The organism is Helicobacter sp. 12S02634-8 (assembly GCF_002272865.1).
Classification (GTDB): Bacteria; Campylobacterota; Campylobacteria; order Campylobacterales; family Helicobacteraceae; genus Helicobacter_J.
In genome coordinates, this window is record NZ_MLAP01000002.1 from 15,154 (window position 1) to 27,844 (window position 12,691).

The following is a 12,691-nucleotide window of genomic DNA, read 5'->3' on the forward strand; positions in this document are numbered from 1 at the left end:
CTATTCTCTCCTTACTTGATGTAATCTTGTATTTTTTGGCCGCTATAAAAAATATAATTAGCCTTTTGTAGTTCATAATTATTCAAACTCTGATTATAGGTAGCTTCTGCATCAAATTTCGTGCTCAAAGCCTGTAAATAATCTGTGAAATTAATCAATTGGGCGTCATATTTTTTCTTGATATTTTGAAAAGAAATCGTAGCAGATTTCAAGCTTGCCTCTGAAGAGGCGATTTTAGCTTTAGCAATCTCTAAAGACTTGCGATAGAGCTTTTCATCTTTTTTTTGCTCGAGCTCTTTGTATAAGAGGTTTTTTTCATTTGCCATCTGGCCCAACTTCAGATACTGCTTTTGGAGCCCTAATCCAATATCATCAAAAAGCTTCAAGGTCACAGTCACGCCCAACACATTTTGCGCAGTCGGATAGAGTGCGCCAAAGCCTGAGAGTGCATAAGCGGGCTTTTGGATATTGTAACTCCAAGTATCAAAGACTGAAATCGTGGGGTAGAAATTGAGCTGTTTGTTTTGATAAATCTGTGCATTGATTTGTTCTTTGAGGGCTGTGAGGTCTTGACGCTCTTGGATCCCGTAGGTAGGGTCTGCGATCTTGTTTCTTTTGAGGGTATCAAAAGAGAGATTTGTGAGATATTCCAACATCAGTTTATTCTGCTCAATAGAGAGCTTGGCATCAGAGATTTGATACTCGCTCAAAGAGCCTTGTGCCTTCAAAGATTCAAGATCATCAATAGTAGCAAGCCCTTGGTTATAGAGCTTGGTGACTCTTTGAATATCAGCATTGATTTGGTCAAGCTTTCTTTGTAAAGAAATCAGCTGGGAGTTGTTGTCAAAATACTGATAATACTGCTGGATCACTTGCAGATAGATATTTTGCCTTGTGTATTCCATATCAGCGATACTAGAACGATAGGTCGCGTTTTTTTCTCTGATAGAATTGATTGTATTGAAGCCATTGAATACATCTAAATTAAATTTTGCATTGGCTACTTGCGTGTTGTAGTTTTTGTATTGCTGCGTATCGCGGTTGTTGTTTTGAAATGTATAGTCAAGGTTGAGCGTGGGCAAAAAGGTCGCTTGCGCGATGGTGTGATTTTTCTTTGCTTGCTGCACACTCAAGACTTTCGATTGGAGTGAATAGTTTGAATTGGCCGCCTTTAAAAGCTCTGACAATCCTAAGATAACTTGCGTGTTTTGAGGTGGGTTCGGATAGCTTAGAGTCGTATTGCTTACATCTTGCTTGTCTTTGATATGAAAATCCATCGCTGCTTGCTTGTCTTCTTGTGTCCTTAAACCATCAGTGCCTACCCCCCATATAGGCAGTATTGCCAGCATAGCCAAAACCAAATATCTCATTTATTCTCCTAATCCTTGGGCTAAAATCTTGCTCATTATCTTATACCTTAAGCGTGAAGTAAGGGTGAAGTATAGCACAAAAATTTTAATAGTTGCATATGCAACTATTGGTTAATTTTATCCTTTCTAAGGAGTTTCTATAACAATATTTAATGTATAATCTAAAAATAAAACACACAAAAACACACAACGGGAGATTGCTCTGATGTTTGATTTTACCTCCAAGTCTTGCGCGCAAATCCATTTCAAAAAAATAATTGCCGATAGCTTCACGCCTTTGGCTGTGCTCGAAAATATCCCCGCACGGGTGCTTTTAGAATCTGCTTATCAAGAAACAGGCAAGGAGCGATTTTCTTTGATGATGCTCAAAAGTGCTTTTTGGGTCATCAAAGACCAAGGCAGATATTATCTGCACGCACAAGATACACAAAAATCCACCATTGACCTAAGCGCTAAAGATAGCAGCAAGAAATTTTTAGATTGGCTAGAATTTTTCAGAGAGCTTGCCCCCTCTAAACCTCAAGAACTCCAAAATATCCCTATTCCCTTAGGTGGTATGGGCTATTTGGGTTATGAATTTTTTGAAGAAATCGAAGATATTTGCTTGGATAAACCCAAACTCATTGACACTTATGATTGTGCGTTTATCTTTGGGCGGGATTTTTTGATCTTTGATCATCTCTATGATGAAGCCTATATCATCAGCACAAACTACGCCAAAGAAACCTGCCCTGCGCCCATCTCTGAAAATATCAAGCACATAGAAGACGCCCTACACGCCCTCAAGCCCTCGCCCTACACAGAAAAGTCTTACCCCACACAAATCATCTCTCCTAGCAAACAAGACTACTACACACAAGCAGTCCAAACAATCCAAGATGAAATCTATCGGGGCAATCTCTTGCAATGCGTGCCATCACAAAGTATGCAAATCCAAACTGCCCTGCCCCCACTAGAGGCTTATCGCAACCTAAGGCACAAAAACCCCAGCCCTTATATGTTTTATTTCGACTTTGATCGCTTCAAAATCTTAGGTGCTTCCCCTGAAGTGATGGTCAAATCCCAAGACGCCCAGCTCACGCTCAGACCCATCGCAGGCACACGCCCTAGAGGCCAAACACCTGCTAAAGATCTCAGTATCCAAAAAGAGCTTTTAAATGATCCAAAAGAAAATGCCGAACATCTAATGCTCGTTGATTTAGGCAGAAACGACCTAGGCAAGGTCAGTGTAGCTGGTAGCGTGGCACTCACAGAATTTAAAACCATCGAAAAATACTCCAAAGTCATGCATATTGTTTCTGAAATCAAAAGCAAGCTAGATACACAGCGTTACAGCTCTAAAGACGCGATTTATGCGACTTTCCCCGCAGGCACAGTCAGCGGCGCACCCAAAATCCAAGCCATCAAGACAATCCATGCCCTTGAGCCGCACAAACGCGGTATTTATGCAGGACTGATTGGCTATTTTGACAAAAATGGCAACCTCGATAGTGCAATCACCATCAGAACAGCAATCTATCAAGCAGGGGTTTATTATCTCCAAGCAGGTGGAGGGATTGTCTATGATTCAGACCCACAGAGTGAATACATCGAAACTCAAAATAAAATGCTCGCGCTCATTGAAGCCATCACACAACAATACTCTTAAGGAAAATCTATGATTTTATTGATTGATAATTATGATTCATTCACCTATAATCTCTATCAAGTATTCTCTAAGTTCAACCACCCCATAAAGGTCGTTAGAAGCGATAAAATCACTATCGAAGACATCAAAAACATCAACCCCAAATACATCATCATAGGCCCTGGTCCTAAGACCCCTCAAGAAGCGGGTATTTCCATACAAATTGTCCAAGAATTCAAAGGTATCTACCCTATTTTAGGCATATGCTTGGGTCATCAAGCGATCTTAGCGGCCTTTAATGTGCCTATCGTATCAGCCAAACGCATTGTGCACGGCAAAATCGAACCCCTAGAACACAACGCACGGGGCATATTCCGTAATATCTCTCCCAACACGCCCATTGTCCGCTACCACTCTCTAGCAGGGCGAGAGGTTGATATTCCTGATTTCTTAGAAATCACAGCAAAAACCCCCGATGGGGAGGTGATGGCTGTTGAGCATAAATATTTCCAACTCATAGGCTTGCAGTTCCATCCTGAGTCTATCGGCACAGAGGAGGGCGAAAAGATGATCTTAAACTTTCTGCACTATCGCAGAGAGAGTATCCCGATCAAAACTTATCTCAAAAAGACCCTCACTCTTTGCAATCTCACCTTCCAAGAAGCCTATGATATGATGGACGAACTCACAGAGGGCAATATGAGCGATGCGCAAATCGGCTCACTACTCACAGCCCTAGAAATCAAAGGGGTGCAAGCAGAAGAGCTCGCTGGCTTTGCTTCTGTCCTCAAAAAAAAGGCCGTATCTTTCCCCTTGCCCTTAGGAGATGAAAAGCGTATGGATATCGTAGGGACAGGCGGGAGTCCCAATAAAACTTTCAATGTTTCAACCACTACATCGCTCCTCTTAGCCACTGCAGGGGTCAAAATCATCAAACACGGCAATGGCGCAGTCACAAGCCAATCAGGCTCTGCAGACTTGCTTGCGCGCTTGGGTGTCAATGTCCAAATGAGTGTAGAAACTTGTATCCACTGCTACAAACAGCTAGGCATTACCTTTTTATACGCACTCAAATTCCACTCCGCGCTGCGCTTTGCAAGTCAAGCAAGAAAATCATTGGGCTTTAAAACTGCCTTCAATCTCATTGGCCCTTTGGCAAATCCTGCTGCAGTCACACACCAATTCATCGGTGTTTTCAACAAAGATTACACAGAAGTCATCGCTGAAGCACTAAATATTTTGGGTATCAAACACGCTTTGGTTGTGAGCGGCTTTGATGCATATGATGAGATTTCACTCACTGCCCCGACAAAAATCACAGAACTCCAAAACGGCAAAATCTGGAGCTATGATTTCACGCCCATTGAAGTGGGGCTTGATTTTGTCCCCCATTCAATGCTAGTGGGTGGGGATAGCGCGACCAATCAAGAAATCACTATGGATATTTTCAACAATATCCCCTCAGCAAAAAACGATCTAGTATGCCTAAACACTGGGGCAGGACTCTATTTATACGGACTTGCCTCTTCTTTAAAAGAGGGGTATTTTCAAGCAAAAGAAATCCTAAAAAGCAAAAAAGTCCTTGATACACTCCAAGCCTTCAAGCAACTCAGCCACCAAACACTCTAACCCCTCCCCTATCCCCCTGCTTGCATATGGCTTGGTCTAGTTGGCTTGATTTGGCTCGGCTTGGTGCTTTGAGTTCGCACCCCCCCCCTCACTAGATTGGCTTAGTTTGTGCTATGTGGGCACAATCGCCAAAAACTTCAAGATATTTTGGCTGTTTGCAAGCTTGGTTTTGATAGAATCAAGAACTTGATTTTGCTTGCTATGGTTGGTGCGTATTCTTGATTGAAGTTCTCCTAGAGAAAGGCACTCTGCTGAGTGGGGATACTTTGAGTAAAGATAGCGCATTGATTGTTTTGCCAAGCCCAATGAGGGCTCAAAGCCCATCAGGTTCATAGATGTAAATCATATATTTATTTTTAGCTATTTTAAGGAGTTTGATCATGTTACAAGTAGCCAGCATCACCTTGATGCAACAAACAAAAAGTATCCGCGATATCCAAATCAATAACAAAAAAATACTTATTCGTGTAGATTTCAATGTCCCTATGGATAAAGATTTCAATATCTCTGATGATACGCGTATCCGAGAAGCGATCCCCACTATCAACTACTGCATTGACAACAATCCCCATTCCATCGTGCTAGTCAGCCACTTAGGGCGCCCTAAGGGCAAGAGTCAAGAGTTTTCACTCAAGCATATACTCAAGCGCCTAGAGCGGCTTTTGGATAAAAATGTCGCGTTTGCTGATAGTATCAAGTCTGCACAAACTCTCCAAGACACACTGCCTAAAGGTGGAGTGATTTTGCTAGAAAATATTCGCTTTTATGAGGGCGAAGAGCAGAACTCCCCTGAATTGAGCCAAAGCCTTGCGAGCTTGTGTGATGTCTATATCAATGATGCCTTTGGGACAAGCCACCGCGCGCATTCAAGCACTTATGGGATCGCTAGCTTTGCTAAAGAAAAAGTCGCTGGGCTTTTACTCAAAAAAGAAATCGATTCTTTTGCTAAAGCCCTTGCCAATCCACTCAAACCTGTCTTACTCATCGTAGGTGGGAGCAAGGTCAGCTCCAAGCTTGAATTACTCATCAATATCTTAGATGTTGTCGATAAAATCATCATCGGTGGGGCAATGAGTAACACATTTTTAAAAGCACTCGGCTATGATATGCAAGCCTCGCTCACTGAAGACGCTCTGCTCGCTGATGCGACTAAGATTTTAGCCCTTGCTAAGACTAAAGGGGTCAAGATCTATTTGCCTGTTGATGTTGTCAGCACTGATGATATCAAAAACCATACCCATATCAAAATCACTCCTGCGCAAGATATTCCCTCAGGCCATATGGCTGTTGATATTGGCCCTGCAAGCACTAAGCTCTTTGCACAAGTTGTCCATTCTAGCCAGACAATCATATGGAATGGCCCTTTGGGCGTGTATGAAATCTCACAATTCTCACGCGGGACTTTCAATATCGCGCATTCTATCGCTGATACCTATGCGTTTTCTCTCATCGGTGGGGGGGATACAGCCGATGCGATTGAAAAAGCAGGCGAACGGGATAATATGAGCTTTATTTCTACAGGAGGGGGCGCATCACTTGAATTACTTGAGGGCAAAATCTTGCCTGCATTTGAAGTCCTAGATAAAAAAGCAGATTTTATCCAGCCCTAGGTCAGCAAGCCCACTTAAAAGGTCGCAATATGATGAATGTATTTATAAAAAAACAAGCCCTCGTTACCAGAGAAAGTTTCCAAAGCACTGAAAATATTTGTTTGGAGGGGGGTATGATACTTTGGATCGACCTTTTACACCCCACGAGTGCAGAAGTGTCTTATATTGCAAAAACCTATATGCTAGATATCCCCACTAAAGAAGAGCGCGAAGAGATCGAACAGAGTGCGAGATATTGGGAAGATAGCACAAGTATCACGATCAATACTTATTTTCTGATGAGAAATGCAGGGCTAGAGCTCCACAATCAAACCGTGACTTTTATCCTCTATAAAGGCATTTTATTCACGATTCGTTACAATGAATTCAAGGTCTTTGATGAGATCCAACAACGCGTTTTAGCCAGTCCTAAAAACTTTGAAGATGGCTTTGATCTGATTGCTAAGATTTTTGAAGTGCGCATTGAAAAAGACGCTGATTTGCTTGAGAGCGCTGGGCGAGAAACAAGCGATTTGAGAAAAAATGTCGTATTCAATGAAAAAAACCTTGACCACGATGATATCTTAGCCAAGCTCTCTAGCCTCCAAGAGCTCAATATGGGACTTAGGGATTCGCTTTTTGACAAAAGGCGTGCGATCACTGCATTACTCAAAAGCGATAAAATCGATATTGATGTCAAAAAAAACTTAACCATCGTCCTCAAAGACATCAACTCACTTGTAGAATTTACCACCGTTAATATGAATGTTTTAGACAATATCCAAAGCCTTTTCACAAGTCAAATCAATGTCGAACAAAACAAAATCATCAAGGTCTTCACCGTAGCCACAATGGCAATGATGCCCCCCACACTCATTGGCACAATTTATGGCATGAACTTCAAATATATGCCTGAGCTTGATTGGGAGTTTGGCTATCCACTTGCAATTGTCGTGATGATTATTTCTACCATCTTGCCTGTGATTTATTTCAAGAAAAAAGGGTGGCTATAAATGTTAGAGTGGCTCACAGACCCTAGCGCATGGATCGCTTTAGCAACACTCACACTCCTTGAGATTGTCTTAGGGATTGATAATATCATATTCATTGCAATTTTAGTAGGCAAACTACCCGAGCGTCAAAGAGATAAGGCTAGAGTGCTGGGCTTAAGCCTAGCAATGCTGACGCGTATTGCCTTGCTTGCTTCGCTTTTTTGGATCATGAAACTCACAAGCCCACTTTTTGAAATCAAAGGAAACGCCATCTCTGGCAGGGATTTGATTTTGATTTTAGGCGGGCTGTTTTTGATCTATAAAAGCACACACGAAATCCACGCCCAGCTCAATCCCAAAGAATCGCATATATCCCACACAAAGGGAGCTTCAGGCTTTTTTTCTATACTGCTTCAAATTGCGATTTTAGATATTATTTTTTCACTAGATTCTGTCATCACAGCTGTGGGTATGGCTGATCATCTGCCTGTAATGGTGATTGCTATTATTTTGGCTGTTTTGGTGATGATGGCAGCTTCTAAGAGCATTTCTATTTTTGTCGAGGCAAATCCCACAATCAAGACCTTGGCATTGTCGTTTTTGCTGATGGTGGGGATCGCCCTTGTTGCTGATGGATTAGACTTCCATATCCCTAAGGGCTATATTTATTTTGCTATGGGCTTTTCTTTGGGGGTGGAGTGTATCAATATCTATGCGAGCAAGAAAAATAAACAATCCTCTTAAAGCCTAAGATTGCAATCGCAAATATCGTTGCTTCTGGGTGTGATTACCCAGCAAGCCCCCTGAGTGGATAAACACAATATCTCTATGGGCAAATCTCTCCATATGCTCATACAAGCACAACCACCCCAAACAATCATAAATCAAATCAAACTCCACGCCTAATTCCAACCACTCTGAATAAATCGCATAAAGCTCTGCATTGGGCTTACCAAAGGGGATTTTTGCTCTAGGAGCAAGGATTGCTTCCAGAGTGCCTGCTTGCGCTTCTTGGAGCATTTGAGCCAAATACAAAGCACCCCCTGCTGCTCCCACGCTAACAACACACGGGAAAAAATGCGCCAAAATCCCTGCACTCACACCACTTCCAGACACATACAAAATAGCCAAATCTTTTAGCCCCACCACATCTCTCTGCAGTTCACACGCAAGCCTTTCAATACCCATATGAGCGATTGCATGAGACCCACCTTGGGGGATAAACACCCCACCTTGGGCTGTGCAAAAATCAAGTGCTTGGTGTTTGAGAGCTTCTAAATTGCCATGGACAAACTCCAAACGAACCCCATTTTGCAAAGCATACAAGAGATTGCCCTGTATATTTGCTTGCAGATACCCACTCAATGGTGGCGTAAAATACACAAACTGACAACGTTTGTGCTTAGCGATATAAGAGAGTGCAAACATCGCATTGGATTGATTGCCCCCATAGCTCACTAATGTCCTGCCCTCTAAGGGCTGGTATAAGAGGGATTCAAATTTGCGTGCTTTATTGCCATTAAAAAGAGGGTGGAGCAAATCATCGCGCTTGATATAGACCTTTTTACCCCGCCAAACATAGGATTCTAGGGGCGAGGGAAATCGCAGCGATATATCTTCTCTCATTTTCCCAAGCAAAACTCTCCAAACATTTTATCAAACATTTCAGAGATCTCATATGGGTGGGTGATACTCGAAATGGCTTGGATTGCATCTGTGATATGATAAGAAAACAGCTCAAGCTCCAAAGTTTCCCACACTCTCAAAGCTTCTTGAAGACTCTCAATCGTGGCTTTGAGTGCTTGCATTTGACCCAAAGAAGTCAAAAGCACCTCACTCCCTGCTTGGTCTTCTTGCAAGATAGCACTCAAAATCTCCTTGATTTGATAGGCACAATCTTGGGTATCTTTGGCATTGATAGAAATGGCTTGATATGGGAAGTTACAAGAGTGGCTAAAGGCTTTTGTATCCATCTTTTGTGGCAAGTCATTTTTATTCAACACAATAATACAATGCTGATTTTTGCTCGCTTCAAGCAGCGCTAAAATTTCTTTATCTTCAGCTTCAAACTCCCTAGAAGTATCAAAAACAGCCAAAATAATATCGCTTTCCTTAGCAGCTTGAAGACTCTTTTGTATCCCCAAAGACTCGATAGTATCTTGCGTTTCTCTGATACCTGCTGTATCAATGAGCCTGATACAATGCCCACTCACTTGGATACTCTCCTCGATTGTATCCCTTGTTGTCCCAGCAATCGGACTGATGATAGCGCGGTCATAGAGCAAAATAGCGTTCAAAACAGAGCTTTTACCGACATTGGGCTTACCGATGATACAAAGCCGATACCCCTCCACCAAGCCTTGGCGCATACTTGAAAAGTCATACACGCGTTGCAAGCGATTTTTAAGTCCATCAAGCTGCAAAGTGATATTTGCAGCTATATCAGTAGGAATATCTTCCTCGCTATAATCAATCATCACTTCACTATGCGCAAGCAAGCCCAAAAGCCCCTCCCGCACTTCTTCTACAAACTCTCCCAACTCGCCTTTGAGCTGGCGAGCTAAAACTTTAGTCATGTGCTCGCTTTTAGATTGGATCAATCGTGCTATGGCATTGACTTGTGAAAAATCTATCCGACCACTCAAAAAAGCTCTTTTGCTGAACTCACCCGCATACGCAAGGCGTGCACCTGCTTGCAAACAAAGCTGCAAAATCATCTGCGCACTCACAAGCCCGCCATGACATTGGATCTCGCACACATCTTCTCGCGTATAGCTATGTGGGGCTTTGAAATAAATCACAATCACCTCATCGACCAAATCGCCCACTCCATCATAGATAGCCGATAAAGTCGCATAACGAGGGGAAAAACTGCTTTTTTGACTCAAAGCACAAACAATCTCTAAAGCCCTTGACCCGCTCATTCTGATAATCGCCATAGCCCCGATTCCTTGGGGGGTAGAGATAGCTACGATTGTATCGTGATTATTCATTGCGGATAAAGTCATTGACGATAATATAACGCTCATCTAAAGAATTGGTGCGAAAAGAAACATATTTGTTGGGAAAAGTTTCACGGAGTTTTTTTAAGGCAATATAAGCGAGCACGCCATCAAGTGGCTTAGTCTGGGCTTTGCCAAGCTCATATACGGTTGTGATGATATTTTGGAGATAAATATCCATCGCTTCTTCTTGATTTTTCAAAAATTGTGCGATTTCTAAGCGAATATTGTAGCCATATTTGGGGTGTATCCAATTGAAAAGTAAATAAGAGAGCGCTTTATACCGATAGCCCTTCTCGCCAATCATCAACGCTGAATCCTCGCCATTGAGCGTGATAGAAAGTGTCTGAGCGTCATAGAGTGCGACTTCAATGCGATCGATTTTATAGGGCATAAAGGTAAAAAGTCTTTTGAGCTCGGCTTGGATTTCTTGTGTGATACTTTGTGTATCAGTCGTATCTTTAAAAAATGCTTCTTCAATGCTGGAGTTTTTGACCTCGCTAGAGTTTTTGGCCTCTGGGCTTGGCTGATTGGAGCTGGGCTTTGGAGTTATAGATATGGGCTGCTTGAGATGGGGCGTGGGCGTGGGAGCAGAGGAGGGTTGAGAGGGTGAGGGGATCGGGGTGATTGGGGTGAGGGGAGTGGAGGTCTTGAGGGGTGCTGCGATGATGATAGCGTCCCTTTTACCCATACCCAAAAAGCCCTTAGATGGGATTTGTATCACTTCATAATCAAGCTCTGTAACAGAGCAACCTAGCTCTATAGATGCTTGTGTGATAGCTTCTTGCAAGGTTCTTGCACGGATCTTTTTCATTTTTTCTCACTATGATGGTGGTGTTCGTGGTGTTCTTGGATCTCAAGTGCCTTTTTTCTTTCAAGCATTTTATTGATCAAGAGCTGTTGGATAATTGAAAATATATTATTCACAGTCCAATAAAGCACTAATCCAGCAGGGAAAGTAATCAAAAAGAGTGTAAATACCACAGGCAAGAGCTTGAAAATCCTCGCTTGCATTGGGTCAGCAATGGTATTGGGCGTGAGAACTTGATGGATATACATCGAAATCCCCATCAAAAGAGGCAATACAAAATATGGATCCATCACCGATAAATCATGGATCCACAAAATCCAGCCAGCACTTTTGAGCTCAACAGCATTATACAGCACGCGATAAATGGCAAAAAACACAGGTATCTGGAGTATCAAAGGCAAGCACCCACCCATGGGATTGGCCCCGTGCTTTTTATAAAGCTGCATCATACTTGATTGGAGTTTTTGGGGGTCGCCTTTGTATTTTTCTTGGATTTCCTTCATCTTCGGAGCGAGCTCTTTGAGTCGTTGCATACTCACCATACCCTTATAACTCAAAGGATACAAGATAATACGCACAATCAAAGTCAAAAGGATAATCGACCAACCCCAATTCCCTATGTAAGTGTGCAAAAAATTCAGAAGCAAAAACACAGGCTTGGCAAAAAATGTAATCATACCATACTCGACAACATCAGTAAGGATCGGATAAATCTGTTTTAAGGCTATGTAATCTTTAGGACCTATGTAGCCCTCAATGCTCGCATTTCCCTTTAAAGACACAAAAGGCAAAGGATTCTTGCTCCCTGCCTCTGCATCAACGATAGCATCAAAGCCGCTAGGAGCGCGTGTGAAAAACAATGAAGTATAATAACGATCTGCACTGGCAATGAACTTTGTGCCATTGAATTGTTCAAGCTTCTTGACATCTTTGTCTTCAAATTTTTCTATCTTGTCTTCACTTGTTTCTAGCAAAACACCATGAAAGGCATACCCATCAGCATCAGCGACAGGCCTTTGACCACTTGTGATGACATAAGGGAGGTTGCTGTGATCGAGCTCGATTTTAATATCATATTTGAGATTGGGGTAAAAAGTGATGATTTTTTTGATAGTGAGGGCTTTGAGCTTTTGGGTGAGGACTAAAGTCTGGGGCGTTGTATCCAGTTCAATTTGATTTGTTGAAGCTTCATAAGGCACACTAAAAGCTTCATTATTGATAGCGACATCTCCAAAGCGCACTTCTAAGGGCTTGAGCGTATCAGCCCCTAGAAGTGGGAGCTTGCTGAGGGGGACTTGCGGGGTGGAAGCAAAGCCAAAAAGTCTTTTGATATGGGCAAAAAATCCCTCTTGGCTAGGAGCAGTGAATTTCTTGTCTTTGAGATAGACTTGAGCGATTCTGCCAAGCGAATCAATATCTATCTGAAAATCTTTAGAAGTAATCGTAGCTATCACTCCACTAGAGGCACTATCAGTAGATATGGGGGCAGTGGATTTGGGGGTGAGTGAGGGGGCGGGGGCGTTTTGTGTGCTTTGGGATTGCGCGCTAGTTTCTGGGCTCAAAGGGGCTGTGGCAGGCTTTTGCCAATAGCTATACACGACGATAAACAAAAACGAAATGGCCACAGCTAAAATAATCCTGAGATTTGAATTGTTGTCTTTCACTAAAATT

The 12,691-nt window shown here is 42.4% G+C and carries 11 protein-coding genes; 5 read left to right on the top strand and 6 right to left on the bottom strand.

All coding sequences use genetic code 11. The features are described from left to right. Positions 1–11: 11 nt before the first annotated feature. A complete protein-coding gene (locus BKH46_RS01450) occupies positions 12–1,370 on the bottom strand; it encodes a TolC family protein (protein WP_095225057.1) in 1,359 nt (452 codons plus the stop codon). A 205-nt stretch (positions 1,371–1,575) separates the two neighbouring features. Here BKH46_RS01450 and BKH46_RS01455 point away from each other — a divergent pair, with 205 nt between their 5' ends. Both BKH46_RS01455 and BKH46_RS01460 read left to right on the top strand, forming a co-directional pair. Next, positions 1,576–3,018 (top strand): chorismate-binding protein, encoded by a 1,443-nt coding sequence (locus BKH46_RS01455; RefSeq protein WP_095225058.1) that lies wholly within the window; start codon positions 1,576–1,578, stop codon positions 3,016–3,018. Between the two features lie 9 nt (positions 3,019–3,027). Continuing rightward, positions 3,028–4,626: a bifunctional anthranilate synthase component II/anthranilate phosphoribosyltransferase gene (locus BKH46_RS01460; RefSeq protein WP_095225059.1), complete on the top strand. Its 1,599-nt coding sequence runs from the start codon at positions 3,028–3,030 to the stop codon at positions 4,624–4,626. A 111-nt stretch (positions 4,627–4,737) separates the two neighbouring features. Here BKH46_RS01460 and BKH46_RS01465 read toward each other — a convergent pair whose 3' ends face one another. Beyond that, positions 4,738–4,950: a hypothetical protein gene (locus tag BKH46_RS01465; protein WP_095225060.1), complete on the bottom strand. Its 213-nt coding sequence runs from the start codon at positions 4,948–4,950 to the stop codon at positions 4,738–4,740. Positions 4,951–5,006: 56 nt separating this feature from the next. Between BKH46_RS01465 and BKH46_RS01470 the strand changes: the two genes are divergently transcribed. The 3 genes from BKH46_RS01470 to BKH46_RS01480 are packed head-to-tail and all read left to right on the top strand — an operon-like array spanning position 5,007 to position 7,951. Continuing rightward, the gene (locus tag BKH46_RS01470) at positions 5,007–6,236 is read left to right on the top strand and encodes a phosphoglycerate kinase (protein ID WP_095225061.1); all 1,230 of its coding nucleotides are present in this window, start codon (positions 5,007–5,009) and stop codon (positions 6,234–6,236) included. A 29-nt stretch (positions 6,237–6,265) separates the two neighbouring features. Beyond that, positions 6,266–7,228 (top strand): magnesium/cobalt transporter CorA, encoded by a 963-nt coding sequence (gene corA, locus BKH46_RS01475; RefSeq protein WP_095225062.1) that lies wholly within the window; start codon positions 6,266–6,268, stop codon positions 7,226–7,228. After that, the gene (locus tag BKH46_RS01480; protein WP_095225063.1) at positions 7,229–7,951 is read left to right on the top strand and encodes a TerC family protein; all 723 of its coding nucleotides are present in this window, start codon (positions 7,229–7,231) and stop codon (positions 7,949–7,951) included. Positions 7,952–7,954: 3 nt separating this feature from the next. Here the strand turns inward: BKH46_RS01480 and BKH46_RS01485 are convergent, their stop codons facing one another. Genes BKH46_RS01485 through yidC form a run of 4 tightly spaced genes read right to left on the bottom strand, consistent with a single transcriptional unit; the run spans position 7,955 to position 12,684 of the window. Beyond that, a complete protein-coding gene (locus tag BKH46_RS01485; protein WP_143428896.1) occupies positions 7,955–8,833 on the bottom strand; it encodes a pyridoxal-phosphate dependent enzyme in 879 nt (292 codons plus the stop codon). Beyond that, on the bottom strand, positions 8,830–10,200 hold the full coding sequence (gene mnmE, locus BKH46_RS01490; RefSeq protein WP_095225065.1) for a tRNA uridine-5-carboxymethylaminomethyl(34) synthesis GTPase MnmE: 1,371 nt from the start codon (positions 10,198–10,200) through the stop codon (positions 8,830–8,832). The genes BKH46_RS01485 and mnmE overlap by 4 nt, the downstream gene beginning before the upstream one ends. Beyond that, a complete protein-coding gene (locus tag BKH46_RS01495; RefSeq protein ID WP_095225066.1) occupies positions 10,193–11,023 on the bottom strand; it encodes a Jag N-terminal domain-containing protein in 831 nt (276 codons plus the stop codon). The genes mnmE and BKH46_RS01495 overlap by 8 nt, the downstream gene beginning before the upstream one ends. Beyond that, the gene (gene yidC / locus BKH46_RS01500; protein WP_095225067.1) at positions 11,020–12,684 is read right to left on the bottom strand and encodes a membrane protein insertase YidC; all 1,665 of its coding nucleotides are present in this window, start codon (positions 12,682–12,684) and stop codon (positions 11,020–11,022) included. Before yidC ends, BKH46_RS01495 begins: the two co-directional genes overlap by 4 nt. Positions 12,685–12,691 lie beyond the last annotated feature (7 nt).

Excerpts from the sequence above, each read along its gene's own strand:
- BKH46_RS01465 (WP_095225060.1), bottom strand. The coding sequence starts at position 4,950 with ATGGGCTTTGAGCCCTCATTGGGCTTGGCAAAACAATCAATGCGCTAT.
- BKH46_RS01460 (WP_095225059.1), top strand. The coding sequence starts at position 3,028 with ATGATTTTATTGATTGATAATTATGATTCATTCACCTATAATCTCTAT.
- corA (WP_095225062.1), top strand. The coding sequence starts at position 6,266 with ATGATGAATGTATTTATAAAAAAACAAGCCCTCGTTACCAGAGAAAGT.
- BKH46_RS01485 (WP_143428896.1), bottom strand. The coding sequence starts at position 8,833 with ATGAGAGAAGATATATCGCTGCGATTTCCCTCGCCCCTAGAATCCTAT.
- BKH46_RS01495 (WP_095225066.1), bottom strand. The coding sequence starts at position 11,023 with ATGAAAAAGATCCGTGCAAGAACCTTGCAAGAAGCTATCACACAAGCA.
- BKH46_RS01455 (WP_095225058.1), top strand. The coding sequence starts at position 1,576 with ATGTTTGATTTTACCTCCAAGTCTTGCGCGCAAATCCATTTCAAAAAA.
- BKH46_RS01470 (WP_095225061.1), top strand. The coding sequence starts at position 5,007 with ATGTTACAAGTAGCCAGCATCACCTTGATGCAACAAACAAAAAGTATC.
- mnmE (WP_095225065.1), bottom strand. The coding sequence starts at position 10,200 with ATGAATAATCACGATACAATCGTAGCTATCTCTACCCCCCAAGGAATC.
- BKH46_RS01480 (WP_095225063.1), top strand. The coding sequence starts at position 7,229 with ATGTTAGAGTGGCTCACAGACCCTAGCGCATGGATCGCTTTAGCAACA.
- BKH46_RS01450 (WP_095225057.1), bottom strand. The coding sequence starts at position 1,370 with ATGAGATATTTGGTTTTGGCTATGCTGGCAATACTGCCTATATGGGGG.